The following is a 19,124-nucleotide window of genomic DNA, read 5'->3' as shown; positions in this document are numbered from 1 at the left end:
AAACGGTAACGTGAAACGAAAAATTAGATGGTATCATTCGATCCAATTCAAAATTGCGTTTGTGTTCGCAATGATGTTAATTATTACGTTGGAAATCGTTGGTGCTGTGTTTGTGCAACAACTTGAAACGCAGAACTTACGGCAGTTTAAAAATCAAATCTCGCTGCAACGCTACGTTAGTACTAACCTAACGTCTCAATTGTCGCGGTCTGATTCAGCTGCAGCCAATAAGCAGATCCGGATTTTACTATCCGATGCCAATATTCCTAGCACGGCTAATGCCCAGATTCGCGTTATTGACAGTAAGGGCACCATTCGTGGCACCAATGAAGCTAATAATCAGCAGATTGTTGGTCAAAAAACCACTGATGATACTGTCAAAAAGGTGATTTATAACAATAGTGCTGGTAGCGAAACGACCACGTTTGATGCGTCTGCTAACCAGTATTACTACATTAAAGTGACACCATTAATCAAACAAAGTAGCGGGAGTAGTACGCCCGTTGGTGTCGTGTACATTCGTGCTAGTCTAGAGAGTGTCTACGACAGTATCAGTAAGGTGACGGGGATTTACCTCGTAGCTGCCGTTGTTGCGGTTGGGTTAGGACTGGTATTATCCATCGTTATTTCCCGGGCAATTACTGTTCCGATTACCGAAATGAAGGAGCAAACCCAGCGAATTGCGCGTGGGGACTACTCTGGCCAAGTTGAAATTTACGGTAATGACGAATTGGGGCAATTAGCCAGTGCGGTTAATAACCTGTCTGTTCGTGTCGAGGAGGCCCAAGAGTCCACCGAGTCGGAGCGAAGGCGACTAAATTCGGTAATGGCGCACATGACCGATGGTGTTATTGCTACTGACCGGCGCGGGAACGTGACGATTATTAACGAAACTGCCGTTGAATTTCTTGACGTTGACTCTGACCAAGCTATTGGTCAGTCAATTTTGGACATCTTAAATATTCGGAAACGCTATACGCTGCGAGATCTTTTGGAAGATCCTGACGAAATCATGTTGGACTTCTCAAGTGACGATCACGACTTGATCTTACAGGCTTATTTCTCACTGATCCAACGTGAGTCTGGGTTCATTAGTGGGTTAGCCTGTGTCTTGCACGATGTCACTGAACAACAAAAAATTGATCAGGATCGTAAGCAATTCGTTTCGAACGTGTCTCACGAGTTACGGACGCCACTTACAAGTGTGCGGTCATACATTGAGGCTCTTTCAGACGGTGCTTGGCAGGATCCCGAAATTGCACCTAAGTTCCTAAAAGTCACCCAAGAAGAGACTGATCGGATGATTCGAATGATCAACGATCTGTTAACTCTGTCACGGATGGATTCTGGGACACAGAAGCTGAACCTTGAGTTGGTTAACTTAAACGAGTTATTTAACTACGTGCTCAACCGATTTGACATGATTATTGATAGTAATGAGCAAAACGACCGGTCCGACAAGCATTACTCAATCAAGCGAGAATTTACCAAGCGTGATCTGTGGGTTGAAATCGATACTGATCGCTTTACCCAGGTGCTTGATAACATCATGAACAACGCAATCAAATACTCGCCGGATGGCGGTGTGATCACTTGTCGCCTGATTGAGACGCACAATAACGTGATCATGAGCATCGCTGACCAGGGTCTGGGGATTCCGCGTGCTGATATTCCACACGTGTTTGACCGGTTCTATCGGGTTGATAAAGCACGGTCACGGGCACAAGGCGGTACTGGACTTGGCCTAGCCATTTCTAAGGAAGTCATCCAGTCTCTAGGCGGTAAGATTTGGGTTGAAAGTCGTGAAGGACACGGTTCGACCTTCTATATCTCGTTGCCATACGAACCTTACGATGAAGGGGAGGATCTTTGGGATGAAGCTTAGACAACTTTGGCTACCTGCGGGGTTAGTGACTGCTATTTTGGTCAGTCTTGGGTTATCAGGCATGCTTTGGACCAACCCGGCCCACTCTAATTTGAGTAGCAGAACGAAGGTCACTAAAAATACCGATAGTTCTAATAACACGACTTTTCAAGATATTTATTTGCCAGCTCAAATTGTGTCAACCAGTAAAACTGGTCAGCAAGAGATGCTGACGAACAATCGAATCAACGTGGCGTCGGAATTACGGGATAAAATGAGCCGATTTACGGCTACCGATGTCCAGGAAATCAGCGAACACAACAGTAAGAAGTACCTCGCTCAATTACGCCAAAAAGACACGGTGTTGTTGAACTATAATTCTGCCATGACCGTGAACTTTTTCCGCAAAGCTTTCGGTAACCAGCTCAAGATTCCCAATCAGCGCTTTAACCGGGTTCAGTTACCGTTAAATGACCCGGACCACCTGTATTTGCTCAATGATCAGACGTTACACGTGGTAAAAGTTAAATTAAAGAATAATCATGCTGGTAAATTACGGCATGTGCTGAGTGATCAGATGGTCAAGCACCCTGTATCGTTTATGATGTTGAATGGTAAACCAGTACTGAGTTATGCCAACAGTGTGAAGTTGAAGGCTTATAGTTATCAATTAACCCAGCAGACTCAAAGCTACTATGCTAACCGAATTATGACAACTAATTCCAATAGTAGTATGCAGATCAAACACCATAAGAACAGCACCACTTACGATGATCACGGATTCCGTCACATGAGTGTTAACAAGACGACGGATGCTGTCACATTTACCAACTACAATTCACAAGTGAAGAGTAGTAGCTTCGTTAATACGATGAACCACATCTATCAACAGCTTGTGATGGTTGGTATGCCACTGGATGGTATGCGATTCTTTGATTACGATACGGGTAGTGACACGGCGGTATTTCGAACTTACGTTGGCGGGCTGCCGGTATACGACGACCGCGGCTATGGTGCTATTCAGATGAAGGTGCTCGATCAGACTTCCTACCAGATGACGTTCTCACTTGATAGTTTGCAGGTTCCAATTCCACCCGTTCAAAGCACCGCAACAGTGGTGTCGACTAAGACGTTGATGACTGAATTGAAAAACGCTGGTGTACGCCACGACAAAATTGAAGATATTCAACTCGGCTACGAATGGACTCGCGATAAGACGCTTGAAAAGGCCGTTAATTTGTCACCAACTTGGTTTATTAAAGTCGATGGGCACTGGCGGACGTATCAACAGTATCTTAGTTAATGGACAAGTGCGAAAGGGGGTAGTCGGGTATGAACTTTAAACGAATTCAAATTATTTTCCTAGTTATTTTTATCGCAATGGACGTGTTCTTATTCCTGTTGTTTAACCGGAGTAGCGTTGGCAATTCGGATGCTGCCGGCAATAACAACGTGTTAGAAGAGATGCGCAAAGATCAAATCAGTTTTAGTAAACCGACTACCAAAAGCCATGAAGGTTACTACTTCTCTGCTGATAATGGGTCGGTATTACGGCAAGCTGCCACTAGTTTGCAGGAACAGAGCTTACGGTTTAGCGGTACAGAGCTCGTGAGTGAATTTAAAAAACCCGTTAAGCTGCCTTCGGGTGAAACCAAGAAGACGCTGGATAAAATCGTGGCTAACCCATCGCTGATTGCACGTGGCAGTGAGTATAGTTATAGTTCACAGCTTTCAAGTGACAGTGAGATTATTTACGTCCAACGTGTGGCAAAGGGACCGGTTTATTCTCACTTTGGTCAAATCCGGTTTGCACTTAACAGTCAAAAGCGGGTGATTGGTTACAGCCAAAATTACCTAGAAAACGTTAAACTTCTCAAGGAAGCTTCGAAGACTATTAGCGAGGAACGGGCATTGACTTGGTTGTACCAGTACAATGAAATTCCTAACGGCGCTAAGGTTGCTTGGTCCAACCTGGCTTATACGCGGTTGTTGACGGCGCGGGGGCAGTACGTGTTCCTGCCAACTTGGGTTTTTGCCGTCAAAATTAGCAGTAGCTCAACCTTTGTATTGAAGCGGGTGAATGCTTATACCGGTGAAGTGATTAAGACCGGCGATGGCAACCAGACTAGCAATGCCAACTCGGAGATTTTTACGATTACGTAATGTCGATGACAATTTAAAATGAAATGAGTGTGGTCCCAAATAACAGCAATTGTTGTTATTTGGGATTTTTGTGTATGATGCCGCCTTCGGTCCCGCAGCAACTGGTCAATCACGCTAGCCCGCAGTGGTAGTGGGCGCGCGGACCCATTTTAGTTTCAGACAGTAATTCCCAGATGATATTTAATGATTGCGTTTCACCGCAAAATGCGTTGTAATAGTAACGACAAGCAATCATTGATGTGAAAAGGACCATTATTCACGCCCCGACCAATGACGTTGTTGGCGGGGTCTTTTGTATTGATTAAAAAGGAAGTTGGGCAATTTATGCAAGCACAAAACGATGGGTTAAGAGTGAGTGTTCTAGCCAGCGGTAGTACAGGAAACTGCACTTACATTGAAACTGCAGAGCACAAGATTTTGATTGATGCTGGGTTAAGCGGCAAAAAAATCGAAAATCTAATGAATTCAATTGGGCGTGACTTACAAGATGTTGATTCACTGTTCGTGACACATGAACACTCGGATCACCGGAAGGGCGTTGGTATTTTAGCGCGTCGTTATGGCATGGATGTTTACGCGAATCAGGGGACTTGGGATGCCATGGGTGATAAAATTGGCAAAATTCCAGCGGAGCAAAAGAACATTATCGCACCAGATTCCGTTTTGAGTATGGGTGATTTGGACGTTGAAAGCTTCACGGTGTCACATGACGCTGCTCAACCACAGTTCTACGCAGTGCACAGTGGCGGTAAGAGCTTCGTGGTGCTGACAGATACGGGTTACGTGTCAGACCACGTAGAAGGGGTCATTAAGGACGCTGATGCTTACTTGATGGAATGTAACCATGACGTTGAAATGCTGCGAATGGGGAGCTATTCTTGGCCACTCAAGCAGCGTATCCTGAGCGACACGGGTCATTTGAGTAACGAAGACGGTGCTGACGTCATGATGGACGTTTTAGGTCATCATACTAAGCGTATTTTCCTAGGTCATTTGAGTCAAGAAAATAACATGAAGTCGCTGGCCCACCTCACCGTGGCGTCGATTATGGAAGATCACGACTTTGGCGTGAACCATGATTTCCAAATTTTAGATACTGACCCAGAAAAAGCGAGCGGGTTAGTGACACTGTAAAGTTTAAGTCGGCTTAGTAAAAACTTATACTTTCTGTGAGTCAATCGTCAAACAATTTTCATATCTTACAGGTAAAATGATACTCAAAAGTAGGTAGATCGCAGTTAGGGGCTGTGTGACACGATTTGATTGAAGTGCCAGCGGCGTCCAATGTCTAGTAATGACCCGTGGTCGTACAAAAAAGGAGGGAAGCGCGTTTCGCGCGAATTATGGATAATCAACAAGCACCAGAAACAAATGAACCAAAGCGTCATTCAAGCAGTCGCAGTTTACTCGTTAAAGTTGCTTTAACAGCCGTTGTGGCAGGGTTAGTCGGTGGCGGTATCGCATACGGCGGTGCTACTTACGTTAGCAACCACAACTCAACAGCGGTTCCGACCGGCTCGAATAGCGGCGGGACTGCTTCCACCAGTAATCTGAAGGTTAACGTCAGTTCACAAGCCTCGAAGGTGTATTCAAGTGTGAAACCTTCCGTTGTGTCGGTCATTAACTTGCAGAAGGAAAATACGTCATCAAACAGCTTAAGTGGTATCTTAGGCGGCGACAGTAGCAGCGATAGCAGTTCTAATTCAAGTGGCAGTCTTCAGACCAGTTCTGAAGGGTCTGGGGTTGTTTATAAGAAGTCTGGTAACGCAGCCTATATCGTGACGAACAATCACGTGGTGTCAGGTTCTAATGCCGTTGAAGTGATTCTAAGTAACGGTAAGAAGCTGGATGCCAAGATCGTTGGTAAGGATTCAGTGACCGACTTGGCCGTCTTGAAGGTTAACGGGACGGATGTAAAGAGTGTTGCGACGTTTGGTAACTCCGATAACATTAAAGTTGGGGAAACAGCCTTAGCAATCGGGTCACCACTTGGCACTGATTATGCAAGTTCGTTAACTGAAGGGATTATTTCAGCTAAAAAGCGGACCGTGGCGACCACCGATTCAACGACTAACCAACAGACTGGTAACACAACCGTTATTCAGACTGATACGGCCATTAACCCTGGTAACTCAGGTGGACCACTATTAAATATCTCGGGTCAAGTCATTGGAATCAACTCAATGAAGCTATCGAGTGACAGTTCTGGGACAAGTGTTGAAGGCATGGGCTTCGCAATTCCAAGTAACGAAGTCGTTTCCGTCATCAACCAATTAATCAAGAACGGTAAGATCGTTCGACCAGCGCTGGGCATCAAGTACGTTGATTTGTCTGAAATTTCTAAGGCGCAACAAAAGTCGATCTTGAAGTTGCCTACTAGCGTTGATAACGGGGTTGTTGTGATGACGACACCAAGTTCAAGCACACCAGCTGGTAAAGCGGGCATCAAGAAGTACGATGTGATTACCGCCCTTGGTGGTAAGAAGATCAGTACTGAGTCGACATTACGTGACTTGCTGTATAAGTACAAAGTTGGCGACACAGTTTCGATTACGTATTACCACAACGGTAGTCAAAAGACCGAAAAAGTGAAGTTAACCGAAACCACGAGTCAGTTGAACAGTAATAATTAATCAACAGGCTGTGGATAACTTTAAAGATTAAACCATGATGATAGCAAAAAGGCTGAAACCGGATAAACTGGTTTCAGCCTTTTCATTTTGCACTGAAAAAACGAATATTCGGGTCTCTATTGATGGAAATACTACCGGATACCGGCTTTAAATCCCGGTGTAATCCGAATAAGAGTAGAAGCGTTACTGTGGAAAATTCGGGCCTGTGAGTTATTCACCGAAAACTGTGGATAACTTTGTGCATAACTTTGGATTTCGCAGAATCCGTGTTATTAACAGGTTTCGCCCGGCGTGTCACGCATTTCATCAACAGGCTGTGGATAACTTTCAAGCTTGTGTCAAAAATATGTAAAGAAACGTTGATATAATAGGGTTTTAACTGGTACAATAGTGAGGACGAAGTGCCGATTTTGAAAAGAAAAACAGCACCAATATAATTAAAGGCGCCTTAAAAATGGAACGGCTTTCAATACACAACGGCTGTGGATAACTTTGTGGATAACTAAAATAAAAGGGGAAGAGTTATGAACATCAAATTAGTGGTCGTCGGTAAGTTAAAGGAAAAGTACTTTAAACAAGGTATCGCGGAGTACGCAAAGCGGTTATCACGCTTTTGTAAATTTCAAATTATCGAGGTACCGGATGAGAAAGCACCCGAATCGTTGAGTGATTCTGAAATGACCCAGGTTATGGCCAAAGAGGGAGAACGAATCCTCGACAAGATAAAAGATCGTGAATATGTATACGCGCTCGCCATTCTAGGTAAGGAGCGCGCTTCGGAAGAATTTGCGAAGGAAATCGCCCAATTAACAACTTACGGTCACTCTGATATCACCTTCGTGATTGGTGGTTCACTCGGCCTGGCACCGGCTGTGTTGAAACGTGCTGATACTCAGATTTCGTTTGGTAAGTTCACGTTGCCACACCAGCTGATGCGGTTAGTGCTGACGGAGCAGATTTACCGGGCATTTATGATTAATGAGGGTAGTCCGTATCATAAGTGATGCGGTTTTCGTAATCAAAGAGGCCAAACAACTGAATTCATAATTGTCTTACTGGTATAACACCAACCCAATACCTCAAAGGAGTAGTCATGAATAAAGAAGAAACCTACCAATATTTGAGAAACCATGGCGTAAAATTTGAAGTCAGTGAGCATCAAGCAGTCTTCAATATGGGGGAGCTAGACTCTGTAAATTTGGCTCATCCTGAATGGGATGCCAAGAACCTATTTATTCGAGATGATAAAAAACGGCATTACTACCTGATTTCGGTTAGAGGTGATAAAAGGGTTGATTTGAAAGCCTTCCGCAAAAGATACGGCTTACGGGCACTATCCTTTGCATCAGAGAATGACTTACTAACCATTATGGGGTTAACCCCCGGTTCTGTGACGCCACTTGGGCTTTTGAATGATGCAGACCGCAAAGTGCATTTTTACCTTGATGCTGAGTTTGCAGGTAATCTCATTGGGGTACATCCTAATGACAATACTGCCACAGTCTGGCTGAATGCCGACGTGCTTGTTAATCTCATTAAAGCGCATGGCAATGACGTCGATATCGTTGAACTAAATCGGTGAGCGTTATCGTAACTGTCATTGTTACGCAAGTTCGTATCAAAAAGTAATAAGATAAAATTCACCCTGTGAATCCCGCAATTTCCGATAAGAAGAACCGGATTGTGAGTGATTTGGGTTCTTTGTTTAATAGTTGTCTATTAAAATGGCTCACGTCATCAGATGGTTGAAAAATCTGATGACGTGAGTTTTTGATTACGAAAAATTTGTTGAGTTGTTCGTTGCCGATTTTATTCCCAAAAACTGTTTTCGCAATCGTTTTAGAACGTGATGGTGTCAGCGTTTTACAACGACATCATATTTTAACGGCTTGAGACGGACGGCCTCTAATTTGACTGATAATCAACCGGCAGTTACAAATTTATCCTTGCATGATTAACAATTATGAAGTATAACGTGTATATACACGAAAGAGGGGATCAACTATGGCACACCATTTTCAAGAATCATGCGCCTACTTCACCGCAGCAAAGTACATGCGTGCAGTTGAACGTCACGCGGATGCAGCATTTGCGCCAACGGGGATGAAACCGGCATATAGTTACATTATGCTCACACTTGAGGATGCGCACCCACAAAGCATTACTAACCTTGCTGAGGTTTTGGGCTACGAGCGCTCCAGCATTTCAAGAATGGTTAAAACGTTAGCCACTAAGCACCTTGTGACGTTGACCGCGCAGGGACGGACCACCCAAGTCGACCTCGGTGCGCAAGCGACTGACTGGTTGCCAGTTGCTAACGCTTGCTTGGCTGAATGGGATCGTGTTGCTAACGAGCGGCTTGGTCAGGGCAAGCAGGTGATGGTAGACGCTTTGGTCGCCAACACACGTAAGTTAGAAGCCCAATGAGGTTTGGTAATAAGGATCACGATGAATGAAATAGTAAACGATGACGCCGTAATGGCGAGATTTGGGTTGTGAATATTGAGTAATTTAAAATATGATGTATTAAATAATCGACGCAACGGGGTTACGCGCGGTGTCCCAGAAGACACGAAAGACTTACAGTGGGTATCAAACACAGCGACGTTAATTTTTGATGATGACAATGCTGTCTTGGTCGATACCTACATGACCCGTTCTGCTAATCAAGAGTTGATAGATTGGATTAAGTCCCATCATGTGGCACTTAAGTACATCTATCTGACGCATGCCCATGCTGATCACTTTTTTGGTGCTGGCATGATCAAAGCGTCTTTTCATGGTGCCACAATCATTGGTACACGGGCGACTGCTGACGGGATTCCGGCAGTGATGACACCAGCCAATATTGCTGGAACTTGGGAAAAGCTATTTCCTGGCAATTTACCGAGTCCAATCGTCGGCGTCGATGAAGTGGTTGATTCAGCATTTGATCTGGATGGGCATCGTATTGAAATCATTCAAGATGGCTTTACCGATACTCACGATACTACTAGCTTATGGGTGCCAGATATAAAACTGGTTGTTGCTGGTGACGCGACTTATAATGGCATTCACGCCTACATGCAAGAAACTACGCTGAACGCCAGAAGTAATTGGATTAAGGTCAACGAACACTTGAAGACGTTGAAGCCGAAATACGTGGTTGCTGGACATAAGAATCCTGAAAACAGTGATGATCCGGTAATTATCGATCAGACGATTAAATACATCAGTGATTTTAACCGACTTGCGGCGGATGCGAAGTCTGCAGAATCACTCTATCAGGACATGCTGGCGTTATATCCGAAGTACATCAATACGGGTTCGCTTTGGAGTAGTGCCCATGCGGTGATTCGAGGTTAAGTGATTGACTCATCGGCTAGTGAAGACAATTGCAGGTAAGTACCATGCAGATTGACGCTGACAAGCCGACCGTTTAAGTCGTAACAACCAAGCATTTTTTACAGTGGCGTAAAGCAACTGGTATACTCTTCAGAAATAAGAGCATGTAGTGACCGAGCCCTAGTCGAAAATACAGGAAAGCTGGTATAACAATGATTTCATATCATACTGTTGAAATTGAAGACTTACACATTTTCTATCGAGAAGCTGGAGATGTTAATCTCCCAGTTATGCTTTTGTTACATGGATTTCCTAGCTCAAGTCATATGTTTCGAGATCTCATTCCGCACTTAGAAGCAAAATATCACATCATTGCGCCTGATTTCGTGGGTTTTGGTCAATCAGCTGCACCTACAGACTTTGAATACACGTTTGATCATCTCACTTCGATTACTGCAAAATTACTAGCAAAATTGAAGATTCCGAGTTTTTACATGTATGTGTTTGATTATGGTGCTCCAGTTGGCTTTCGCTTGGCAATGACAAAGCCTGATACGATTTTGGGTATCATCAGCCAAAACGGTAACGTTTATTCAAAGGGATTGGGTCCCAAGTGGGCAGAACGAGCAAAGTATTGGGCGCATCCAACGCCAGAGTTGCGTCACGAGTATGAAAGTGCCTTTGCTCCAGCCACTATCCGAGGGCAGTACCTCACTGGTACTAAGCCGGGGACTGTCTCACCAGATGGATACACATTAGATATCGCCTACACAAACACGCCAGGCTACGCTAAACGACAATCGGATCTGATTTATGATTACCGAACCAACGTTGACTTGTATCCGAAATTTCAAGAATATCTGCGTCGTTACCAACCTAAATTGTTGGCGGTTTGGGGAAAGAATGATGTCTCTTTCGTTCCAGCAGGTGCACGGGCATTTAAAGACGATCTACCTAACGCGCGGGTTGAACTGCTAGATACGGGTCACTTCGCATTAGAAACTCATGCAAGTGAGATTGCTAGTTTGATTTTGGCAACATTTTGATGATTAGGTTGTTCGCTAAATAGAATAATATTTGAAGTACCGCATTTCATAGTCTCAGTATCGTAACGTAATAACCAAACCAAGCTGGCATCATCAAAAGGATGCCAGCTTGGTTTGGTTTTACTTAGTTCAGTTGATGTCCAAGTTCTTCTGCAACACGTAATTCGTCGATCATGTACCACATATCAACGAGTTTATCATTCTCGTTAAATTTAAAAATACCGATTTCATCCCAATGAATTGTTTTACCAGTCGCAGGTGCCGAAGCAAAAGTTCCCGCGTGTTTAGCAGTATAGGTGTAATGTGCAATCACTTGGTTGCCATCTGCCACAACTTCGCGCATCGTGACTTTCTGTTCACTGAGGGCAGCATGCAGACTGTCCCAGCCATGGTGCACCCAGTCCATAAAGTTGCTTGGCAAGGGTTCGATATTGTCGGTTGCCTGCAAGAGGCTTGCGAAACCGGCACGGCGAGTGATTGTGTCAGGAGTCACAACAGATTCAACGTACGTAACATCATTAGTTGGTAGTGCTTCAACAATTAATTTGGTGACGATATCCTTGTGTAATTGAGTATTTGTCATTAAAATGACCTCCACGTATTTAAGTTAGTGAATGTTAAACGCGTGTTAGTGGCCGTCTAATGCGTTCTTAGTGAATCACTGACATTAGATTAACAGTTGGTTTTAATATTGTCAATCGACAAATCGAAAAAAGTCGATATTTACTTTTGCTGAAATTCTGTTAGACTTGAAACATGGAATTGAATGAAAAACTTTTTAAAGCATTGGCAAATCAGACCCGACTAGATATTTTGCAGTGGCTTAAGGACCCAGAAAAGGAGATTACTAGCGTATCGTGTGAAACGGTGCGGTACATGATGACTGAAAAGGGAGGAATCTGTGTTCAAGATATCGTCAAGAAAGCAGGTTTAGCTCAATCGACGGTATCTAAATATCTGAGCGATTTGCAAGATTGTGGTTTATTGGACTCTGAGCGACACGGAAAATGGACCTATTATCGACGAAATGAGACTAATTTGCAGGCATTAGCTCGGTTAGTTGCTACGGCACTTTAAAGGTGCCGATATTTTTGGTGTAATAAATCGATAGTTTGCGATTTATAGATATGGAGATGTGACGAGATGACAACGACGATAATCAACTGGCCGGAGTGGCAAGGTGGCATGAATCCTGATTATAAAATGGGCAATCAGGTACTGAGTGCAATTGTACCCGAAGTATCTGGCGCTCAATGGGTGGACGTTCCCGTTACCGCGGATGCTGATAGTGCTGGTGGTATTGATGGCGGTGTGCAACTGACAGAACAGCAAAGCATTGTTCGAGACACGTTATCAAAAATTCAACCGCAGCGTATCATCACACTTGGTGGGGATTGTGCGGTTTCTGAAGTTCCATTTGATTATTTGAATGGGCTGTATCCGGATGACTTTGGCGTTATTTGGTTGGATGCCCATCCTGATATTTCAACGATCAATGATACGCACCATCTGCATGAAATGGTGGTTGCGGATTTATTGCAAGTGAGTGATTCAATTTTTGCGCAACAAATCCAAAACCCACTGCAATCACAGCAAGTGTTTTTTGCTGGTTTGCAGACAGCAGAGTTGCGGCCGATGGATCAACTGGTGAAGCATTTAGGCATGGCCTATGCCATGCCTGAACAATTCATTAACGGCCAGCCGATTCAGGATTGGCTCATTTCAAATAACATTCAACATGTTGCGGTCCACTTTGATTTAGATGTACTGGATCCAGATGACTTTCGTTCGATATTACCTGCACGCCCTCATCTTGATCGAAATCAGTTTGGTGCAGCAGTCGGTAGCATGGCCCTTGACCAGGTAATTTCATTACTGACGACCATAGGAAGTCAAACCGATTTAGTTGGATTGAGTATTTCAGAACATATGCCCTGGGATGCACTGAATTTGCATCAAGGACTAAGCCAGTTACCAATTTTTAATGGAGGACTTCATTCATAATGCGAAGTGTAACAGAAATACTAGGGACTAAGTATCCATTGATTCAAGCACCGATGTCTTGGGTAACAGATGCACGACTAGTAGCCGCGGTGAGCAATGCCGGGGGTCTCGGCGTGCTTGGGCCGAATGCAGGACAAATTGAGGTGACAGATGATCCAATCGATACTGCAGAGCGGATGCGCCAGGAATTGCGCAAGGCAAGACAGTTAACTGATAAGCCGATTGGGTTAAATATTTTGACGCCGAAGTCAGGTCAGAACGTTGCAGAGAGTGTATTTACGGCTGCTCTGTTGAAGATGGCTTATGAAGAGAAGGTTTTGCACTTTGCAGTAGTTGGAAGCGCACATGAGGAGCTTTTTCAAGATATCAAGGCGCACAATGGAACCTTGATTTTTCGTCCTTTAACACCAACCGTGGCACAAATGCAAATGGGCGAACGCTTCGGTGCAGATATTTTGGTTGCAACTGGTAGTGATGAAGGTGGGGTAATGCCACGGCAAGACTTTGGGACATTTACAGTGGTGCCCGCCATGGTCGATGCAGTTTCAATTCCAGTGTTTGCGGCTGGTGGCATCAATGATGTACGTGGCGTTCGCGCGGCGTATGCACTTGGCGCACAGGGCGTATATATCGGTAGTCGTTTTTTGCTGACTGAAGAATCGCCAATGGCTGACATTGCCAAGCAAGCTGTTCTTGATGCCCAATTTGGCGATATCTTGAGAGTGTCGCCAACTCAACGTTCGGTGAAAACACCGGCAGCGGTGAAGTATGCACGTCGATATTGCGACAATCAAGATCCCATGCTTGATCGTGAAATCAGCATTAATGGCGGATTGAGACCGGGCATGTTGCTGGGGGATTTTGAGCGAGGAATTATCAGTGTGAATAATGGTGTTGATATGCTGAACACAGTACCAAGCGTCAAGCAATTGGTTGATGACTTAATGGCCTGATTGGCCGATTTCAGTGGTGTTATCCGGGTCCGCAGTAAAAATAATGTAATTAATTAAAAAACCAGATCACCAGTGAGCAGCTATCCGCTCAACGGCAATCTGGTTTTTGAATTTATTTACGATCCGCATCCAGCAACACAACGCCATCATCAGGATTGTGGTCGATTGCCCCGATGACCTTATGTGGCAGATAAGCGTCTTCAAGGTACGCAATCTCTTCAGGGGAGAGCGTCACGTCAAATGCACCGGCTGCATCGGTAAGGTACTTTGATTTCGTCGCCCCGATAATCGGCGCGGCAACGCCTTTGGCCCATTCCCACGCAATGCTGATTTGCGCCATCGTTGCGTGGTGTTGTGATGCAAGTTCTGCAACCCGTTGCGTAATCAGCAAATCGGCTGTTTTGGTGTGGTCGTATTTGCCCGCAGCGACTCGATCCGTACGACTTCGCTTGGTATCTGTGGACCAGTTTGGTCGAGCTAAGCGGCCAGCAGCTAGGGGACTGTAAGGCATTAACGAAACACCCATTTGGCGACAGAGGGGAATCATTTCACGTTCGTCTTCGCGATACAGCAGGTTGTAATGATTTTCCATTGCCACAAAAGGTGCCCAACCGTGATCACGGGCTGCTAACTGCATATTGTAGAATTGGTAGCCATACATCGCCGAGGCGCCAAGTGCCCGGACTTTACCAGCCTTTACGAGGTCGTTAAGTGCGGACATGGTTTCTTCAATCGGTGTATCGTAATCGAACCGATGGATGATGTAGAGATCGAGATAGTCCGTTCCAAGCCGCTTCAGAGTGCCGTCAATTTCGCGGTTGATGGCAGTTTTAGAAAGACGACCAAGGTTGAAGTAGACCTTAGAGGCCAAGACGACCTTATCTCGGGCGGTTAATCGTTTGATTGCGGCACCAAGGTATTCTTCACTGGTCCCAGCTGAATAGACGTTGGCAGTATCGAAAAAATTGATGCCAAGGTCTAAAGCTTGCTTAATGACGGCCTCACTTTGGGTTGGGTCAAGCGTCCAATCGTGCATCGTGCCGGCCTGACCGAAGCTCATAGCGCCGACGCATAGCTTAGAAATGTTAATCTCTGTGTTGCCAAGTTTAGTATATTTCATGGTTGATTCTCCTTGTATAGCGTGTTGATGAATAATGCGGAGATAAATTACTTTTTTTATATTCGTGCAACTTGAGTACATCTAGTATTTTAGTGCAATTTTTTTGGGGTGTACAATGCCTAAAACTATTTTGTTAAATGCTCAAAGGGCATTTTAGTTGAGAGCTGCTGATTCGTTTGTGATTGCTGGCGTCGGTAGATTTCTTCGTTTTAGTCTGAATTTGGTCACGTCCATGCCTGGCGGTACGATCAAAAACTACACCAAAATAAATGATAATTGCCAATTAGGATTGGATTATTGTTGCCCGTTACGGTAAAGTTCAGGCAAGTCAGTCAAAAACTGTTTACGAACGTCATCCGTTGTGAGATTAACTTCACCAAAGTGAATCCAGTTAGTCTTGGTCGAATCAATACCAATATCGGCGAGGGTACGATTGATTAAATTACCTTGGATTGGGTCACCAGATTGCTGACGAAGGTAATCCTTGGTGAGTGTTGCAGTCGTAATGACAGTTGCCTTGTTGATGTAGGTTAACAGTCCACGCCATTCTGGATCTTCGGTATAAGCGAAGCCCTTCAGCATTACCTTATCGAAAAAACCTTTGAGTTCTGCCGGAATGTTGTGCCACCAAATTGGAGTGATGAAGATTAACTCATCCGAATTTGAAATGAGTTGTTGATAGGTTTTGACCAGTTGGTAGGGTGTTTCCCCACGACTAAATAGTCTCAGTTCCTCAGCTGAATAACGGGGATCGAAACCATCTTGATAGAGGTCAATCACTTGATAAGGCTGTTTTTCGGCCTCAAAAGATGTGGTAAGTCGCGTTAAAATCGCATGGTTAAAGCTACCTGAATAGGGGTGTACGTAAACGATTGTTTTCATATTCAACTACTCCTTTAAGTTTCTATACTTAGCATATGGTATGCTTAACAGCAGAACAAGTACGGTAATTAAAGTGCGGTACTAACCCAAAGGAGAGTGTTATGGCTGATATTGATTATATTACTGAAAATCGTCTGGAGGATACAGGGTTTGCGTATACCTTGCGGCTGATTGGTGGTAAATACAAGATGCAATTGCTTTACGCGTTGGAATTGAAGCACGAGCCGATTCGGTATAATGCGCTCAAACGCTTATTGGCGCCAATCTCGTTTAAAACGCTCACCAACACTTTACGAGAGCTTGAAGCAGATGGTCTCGTTATACGCAAAGAATATCCACAGATACCACCTAAGGTTGAATATTCATTGTCTGAGCGTGGAGAGTCGCTCATTCCGGTAATGGACGACATTTGTTATTGGGGTGAAGAGCAAGCTGCACAGTCGAAGTGATGAATGAGACTTTTGAATAACGTGAAAAAGCTACAATGCGGTAAAAAACTGAGGCACTCGAATTCGATGGCCTAATTTTGTTTGGATTAATCCAGTTTATTTACTGAACATGACATACAGATGTCGTGTTGCGTTTGCTAATCTAAGGCCAATAAGGGAGTTTACATGAAAATTGATCGATTGATTGGAATTTTAACGATTTTGCTGCAAAAAGATCGTGTAACGGCGCCAGAATTGGCTGAGAAATTTGAAGTCTCCAAACGTACCATTAATCGCGATATCGATACACTGACACAAGCAGGCGTGCCGTTATACACGACTCGTGGTACTGGTGGCGGTATTGCCATTGTCAATGGCTATCGAATGGACCGGACGTTGTTGACTTCGAAGGATATGAACAGTATTCTTGCGGGTTTGCGCAGTCTCGATAGTGTCAGTGGGAGTCACTACTACGAAGTGCTGATGGAGAAGCTCCAGGCTGGCGCAACCGAGGTTGTTACGGGACGAGACTACATGTTGATTGATCTTTCATCTTGGTACCATGCCCATTTGACCCCGAAACTTACGACGATACAAGAGGCTATTGAACAAGCTAGACTGTTATCATTTGCTTATGTCTCGAAGTCACACGAAGGCATACGTACGGTGGAGCCTTATTTTGTCGTCTTTAGATGGTCGAGTTGGTATGTATGGGGATGGAGTTTGCAAGATGATGATTTTCGTCTCTATAAGGTGAATCGGATGTCAGCGTTGCATGTCAACTCAACTCAATTTGTCCCCAGAGCGGTTCCTATGCCTGATATGAAGCCAGTTGACCATGGTCTAGATGCGATTCACTTCACAGCAGTGTTTGATTCTGGCGTAAAATGGCGTATTTTGGATGAGTTTAGTGCTGAACAGTTATTGCCTGATGCCAATGGCATGTTGCGACTTACAGGCGAGTACAGCGATAGTCAAAGTTTGATTCAATGGTTGTTGTCATTTGGTGATCACGTTGAATTGGTGCAGCCAGTCGAGATCCGCAAATTATTGAAGGCAACAGTGAAAAAAATGAGTCAAAAATACCAAGATTGAATTATGTAGACTCCTTTAATTTGACAGTTAGAGGAGATTAACAATGCGGCAAAAGAGAGCGAATGATTTAGGCAAGGACAAGATTGTATCGCTGGTATTAAAATTAGCAATTCCAACGATGCTGGCACAATTCATCAACGTTTTGTACAGTGTGGTGGACCGAATGTTTATCGGTCATATTCCAGGTATTGGCACCGATGCATTGGCGGGTGTCGGTATTTGCGGTCCCATTATTGCAGTACTGTATGCATTTTGTTATTTGATTGGACAAGGTGGGACGCCGGTGATGGCAATGGCCTTAGGGGCAGGACATGTCCAAAAAGCAGAAACCGTGATTGCTAACGCTTTACGTTTATTGATTCGAATTGGTCTTGTTTTGACCCTGATTTTTTTATTACTGCGAAAACAACTGTTATGGTGGTTTGGTGCTAGTCCAGAGATTTATCCATACGCCTCAGAGTTTTTGACCATTTATCTGTGTGGCACGGTGTTTGCACTTTTATCTGGCGGAATGAACAGCTTTTTAATTGCGCAAGGCCATGCTGGTTTGGGTGTTGGGACGGTATTGATTGGCACGGTGCTTAATATCATCTTGGATCCCATTTTGATCTTTAGCCTACACTTGGGGGTTGCTGGAGCAGCCATTGCGACGGTGATGTCACAGACAGTTTCAGCATGCTTTGCTATTATTTGTTTGCACCGGATGCCACTGGTGGCTCGTCTTCATTGGAAAAAAATAAATCCAGGTTTGTGTCGTCAAATGATTCATTTGGGACTAGCACCTTTTTTCACTTATGCCTTAGATAGCGGTTTATTGATCCTGTTAAATACGGTTCTGCAGCGAACCGGTGGGCCAACTGAAGGGAATATGCTGGTGACTTGTGCGACCTTGATTCAAAGTTACATGCTCTTAATTACCTCGCCTTTAAGTGGCATTACCATGGGATGCCAAGGCATCGTGAGCTTTAACTTAGGTGCCCATTACTATCATCGAGTGAAGGAGGCCCTGTGGTCAGTTTACGGCGTTTGTTTTGGGTTTTGTTTTGTGATGTTGATGGTTACTTTATTTGCGACACCGTTATTTGTTCATTTATTTACTACAGACGCGTATTTAATGAAACGGGCAGTGCCATACATCAAACTTTACGCATCTGGGGTATTATTCATGGCTGCACAATGGACGGTGACGGATATGAGTATTGCCATGGAGCAAACCAAGGTTGCGTTGATCTGTTCATTACTACGCAAAGGGCTATATATTCTCGGGGTCATCTTGCTTCCGATTTTCTTTACGCCAGCGACGACCTTTGCCGCACAGCCGCTTTGTGATGTTTTGGCGGCAGTATTTTCCGCCGTGGTTTTCATCCACATCGTGCCCCATGTACTGGCACCTCACAATCAATTAACTGGTCTTGAAGTAAAATGAATTCAGTTGATACCAAACGACACGGCAAACATTAAGTTGAGAAGTTCAAGTCGACGAAATAGTAGTTGGATTGTGGTCACACTGAAATTTCTCCAAGGTTAAACTGGGTCTAAAGACGTATAAGCGAAACAGGCGGTCGTCCGGCAGGACAATCGCCTATTCGTGTTGATTATGGTCAGAAATCCA

Annotated in this window: 19 protein-coding genes; 16 read left to right on the top strand and 3 right to left on the bottom strand. The window is 44.3% G+C overall.

The annotated features are described in order from the left end of the window. The first annotated feature begins 10 nt into the window (after positions 1 to 10). From walK to FD04_RS10030, 10 genes are all read left to right on the top strand, one after another. Entirely contained in the window at positions 11 to 1,885 is a 1,875-nt protein-coding gene (gene walK / locus FD04_RS10075) for a cell wall metabolism sensor histidine kinase WalK (RefSeq protein ID WP_082603212.1), read from the top strand. Then, positions 1,875 to 3,167 (top strand): YycH family regulatory protein, encoded by a 1,293-nt coding sequence (locus FD04_RS10070; protein WP_054701555.1) that lies wholly within the window; start codon positions 1,875 to 1,877, stop codon positions 3,165 to 3,167. The genes walK and FD04_RS10070 overlap by 11 nt, the downstream gene beginning before the upstream one ends. 29 nt (positions 3,168 to 3,196) lie before the next feature. Then, positions 3,197 to 4,027 (top strand): two-component system regulatory protein YycI, encoded by an 831-nt coding sequence (locus FD04_RS10065; RefSeq protein ID WP_056948619.1) that lies wholly within the window; start codon positions 3,197 to 3,199, stop codon positions 4,025 to 4,027. A gap of 324 nt (positions 4,028 to 4,351) precedes the next feature. Next, positions 4,352 to 5,161 (top strand): MBL fold metallo-hydrolase, encoded by an 810-nt coding sequence (locus FD04_RS10060; RefSeq protein WP_056948672.1) that lies wholly within the window; start codon positions 4,352 to 4,354, stop codon positions 5,159 to 5,161. Between the two features lie 209 nt (positions 5,162 to 5,370). Beyond that, positions 5,371 to 6,660: a S1C family serine protease gene (locus FD04_RS10055; RefSeq protein WP_082603210.1), complete on the top strand. Its 1,290-nt coding sequence runs from the start codon at positions 5,371 to 5,373 to the stop codon at positions 6,658 to 6,660. A 524-nt stretch (positions 6,661 to 7,184) separates the two neighbouring features. Then, entirely contained in the window at positions 7,185 to 7,664 is a 480-nt protein-coding gene (rlmH, locus tag FD04_RS10050; protein ID WP_054701564.1) for a 23S rRNA (pseudouridine(1915)-N(3))-methyltransferase RlmH, read from the top strand. An 89-nt stretch (positions 7,665 to 7,753) separates the two neighbouring features. Beyond that, positions 7,754 to 8,242 (top strand): prolyl-tRNA synthetase associated domain-containing protein, encoded by a 489-nt coding sequence (locus FD04_RS10045; protein ID WP_056948618.1) that lies wholly within the window; start codon positions 7,754 to 7,756, stop codon positions 8,240 to 8,242. 422 nt (positions 8,243 to 8,664) lie between these two features. Next, the gene (locus FD04_RS10040; protein ID WP_054701567.1) at positions 8,665 to 9,087 is read left to right on the top strand and encodes a MarR family winged helix-turn-helix transcriptional regulator; all 423 of its coding nucleotides are present in this window, start codon (positions 8,665 to 8,667) and stop codon (positions 9,085 to 9,087) included. Between the two features lie 75 nt (positions 9,088 to 9,162). After that, a complete protein-coding gene (locus tag FD04_RS10035; RefSeq protein WP_056948616.1) occupies positions 9,163 to 10,005 on the top strand; it encodes an MBL fold metallo-hydrolase in 843 nt (280 codons plus the stop codon). 191 nt (positions 10,006 to 10,196) lie between these two features. After that, positions 10,197 to 11,030 (top strand): alpha/beta fold hydrolase, encoded by an 834-nt coding sequence (locus FD04_RS10030; protein WP_054701576.1) that lies wholly within the window; start codon positions 10,197 to 10,199, stop codon positions 11,028 to 11,030. A gap of 124 nt (positions 11,031 to 11,154) precedes the next feature. Here the strand turns inward: FD04_RS10030 and FD04_RS10025 are convergent, their stop codons facing one another. Then, a complete protein-coding gene (locus tag FD04_RS10025) occupies positions 11,155 to 11,613 on the bottom strand; it encodes an ester cyclase (RefSeq protein ID WP_054701579.1) in 459 nt (152 codons plus the stop codon). 173 nt (positions 11,614 to 11,786) lie between these two features. Here FD04_RS10025 and FD04_RS10020 point away from each other — a divergent pair, with 173 nt between their 5' ends. From FD04_RS10020 to FD04_RS10010, 3 genes are all read left to right on the top strand, one after another. Further along, the gene (locus tag FD04_RS10020) at positions 11,787 to 12,107 is read left to right on the top strand and encodes an ArsR/SmtB family transcription factor (RefSeq protein ID WP_056948614.1); all 321 of its coding nucleotides are present in this window, start codon (positions 11,787 to 11,789) and stop codon (positions 12,105 to 12,107) included. A 66-nt stretch (positions 12,108 to 12,173) separates the two neighbouring features. Next, the gene (locus tag FD04_RS10015) at positions 12,174 to 13,034 is read left to right on the top strand and encodes an arginase family protein (RefSeq protein WP_056948612.1); all 861 of its coding nucleotides are present in this window, start codon (positions 12,174 to 12,176) and stop codon (positions 13,032 to 13,034) included. Continuing rightward, positions 13,034 to 13,987: an NAD(P)H-dependent flavin oxidoreductase gene (locus FD04_RS10010; RefSeq protein ID WP_056948610.1), complete on the top strand. Its 954-nt coding sequence runs from the start codon at positions 13,034 to 13,036 to the stop codon at positions 13,985 to 13,987. Before FD04_RS10015 ends, FD04_RS10010 begins: the two co-directional genes overlap by 1 nt. 112 nt (positions 13,988 to 14,099) lie before the next feature. Here FD04_RS10010 and FD04_RS10005 read toward each other — a convergent pair whose 3' ends face one another. After that, positions 14,100 to 15,107 (bottom strand): aldo/keto reductase, encoded by a 1,008-nt coding sequence (locus FD04_RS10005; RefSeq protein WP_056948608.1) that lies wholly within the window; start codon positions 15,105 to 15,107, stop codon positions 14,100 to 14,102. A 294-nt stretch (positions 15,108 to 15,401) separates the two neighbouring features. After that, positions 15,402 to 15,989 (bottom strand): NAD(P)H-dependent oxidoreductase, encoded by a 588-nt coding sequence (locus tag FD04_RS10000; protein WP_056948606.1) that lies wholly within the window; start codon positions 15,987 to 15,989, stop codon positions 15,402 to 15,404. A gap of 101 nt (positions 15,990 to 16,090) precedes the next feature. On the opposite strand from FD04_RS10000, the gene FD04_RS09995 reads away from it, so the two are divergent. From FD04_RS09995 to FD04_RS09985, 3 genes are all read left to right on the top strand, one after another. Then, positions 16,091 to 16,438 carry a winged helix-turn-helix transcriptional regulator gene (locus tag FD04_RS09995; RefSeq protein ID WP_054701587.1) on the top strand — a complete coding sequence of 116 codons (348 nt, stop codon included), beginning with the start codon at positions 16,091 to 16,093 and terminating at the stop codon, positions 16,436 to 16,438. Positions 16,439 to 16,603: 165 nt separating this feature from the next. After that, on the top strand, positions 16,604 to 17,512 hold the full coding sequence (locus FD04_RS09990) for a helix-turn-helix transcriptional regulator (protein WP_056948604.1): 909 nt from the start codon (positions 16,604 to 16,606) through the stop codon (positions 17,510 to 17,512). Positions 17,513 to 17,555: 43 nt separating this feature from the next. After that, positions 17,556 to 18,938: an MATE family efflux transporter gene (locus tag FD04_RS09985; RefSeq protein WP_056948602.1), complete on the top strand. Its 1,383-nt coding sequence runs from the start codon at positions 17,556 to 17,558 to the stop codon at positions 18,936 to 18,938. The last annotated feature ends 186 nt before the right edge of the window (positions 18,939 to 19,124 follow it).

Source organism: Secundilactobacillus odoratitofui DSM 19909 = JCM 15043 (assembly GCF_001434895.1).
Taxonomy (GTDB): domain Bacteria; phylum Bacillota; class Bacilli; order Lactobacillales; family Lactobacillaceae; genus Secundilactobacillus; species Secundilactobacillus odoratitofui.
The sequence above is the reverse complement of the archived record's forward strand: the minus strand, read 5'-3'. Positions and strand labels throughout refer to the sequence as shown.

Excerpts from the sequence above, each read along its gene's own strand:
- FD04_RS09990 (WP_056948604.1), top strand. The coding sequence starts at position 16,604 with ATGAAAATTGATCGATTGATTGGAATTTTAACGATTTTGCTGCAAAAA.
- FD04_RS10060 (WP_056948672.1), top strand. The coding sequence starts at position 4,352 with ATGCAAGCACAAAACGATGGGTTAAGAGTGAGTGTTCTAGCCAGCGGT.
- FD04_RS09985 (WP_056948602.1), top strand. The coding sequence starts at position 17,556 with ATGCGGCAAAAGAGAGCGAATGATTTAGGCAAGGACAAGATTGTATCG.
- FD04_RS10025 (WP_054701579.1), bottom strand. The coding sequence starts at position 11,613 with ATGACAAATACTCAATTACACAAGGATATCGTCACCAAATTAATTGTT.
- FD04_RS10030 (WP_054701576.1), top strand. The coding sequence starts at position 10,197 with ATGATTTCATATCATACTGTTGAAATTGAAGACTTACACATTTTCTAT.
- FD04_RS10000 (WP_056948606.1), bottom strand. The coding sequence starts at position 15,989 with ATGAAAACAATCGTTTACGTACACCCCTATTCAGGTAGCTTTAACCAT.
- FD04_RS10055 (WP_082603210.1), top strand. The coding sequence starts at position 5,371 with ATGGATAATCAACAAGCACCAGAAACAAATGAACCAAAGCGTCATTCA.
- rlmH (WP_054701564.1), top strand. The coding sequence starts at position 7,185 with ATGAACATCAAATTAGTGGTCGTCGGTAAGTTAAAGGAAAAGTACTTT.
- FD04_RS10010 (WP_056948610.1), top strand. The coding sequence starts at position 13,034 with ATGCGAAGTGTAACAGAAATACTAGGGACTAAGTATCCATTGATTCAA.
- FD04_RS10020 (WP_056948614.1), top strand. The coding sequence starts at position 11,787 with ATGGAATTGAATGAAAAACTTTTTAAAGCATTGGCAAATCAGACCCGA.
- FD04_RS10065 (WP_056948619.1), top strand. The coding sequence starts at position 3,197 with ATGAACTTTAAACGAATTCAAATTATTTTCCTAGTTATTTTTATCGCA.
- FD04_RS10015 (WP_056948612.1), top strand. The coding sequence starts at position 12,174 with ATGACAACGACGATAATCAACTGGCCGGAGTGGCAAGGTGGCATGAAT.
- FD04_RS10040 (WP_054701567.1), top strand. The coding sequence starts at position 8,665 with ATGGCACACCATTTTCAAGAATCATGCGCCTACTTCACCGCAGCAAAG.
- FD04_RS10005 (WP_056948608.1), bottom strand. The coding sequence starts at position 15,107 with ATGAAATATACTAAACTTGGCAACACAGAGATTAACATTTCTAAGCTA.
- FD04_RS10070 (WP_054701555.1), top strand. The coding sequence starts at position 1,875 with ATGAAGCTTAGACAACTTTGGCTACCTGCGGGGTTAGTGACTGCTATT.
- FD04_RS09995 (WP_054701587.1), top strand. The coding sequence starts at position 16,091 with ATGGCTGATATTGATTATATTACTGAAAATCGTCTGGAGGATACAGGG.
- FD04_RS10045 (WP_056948618.1), top strand. The coding sequence starts at position 7,754 with ATGAATAAAGAAGAAACCTACCAATATTTGAGAAACCATGGCGTAAAA.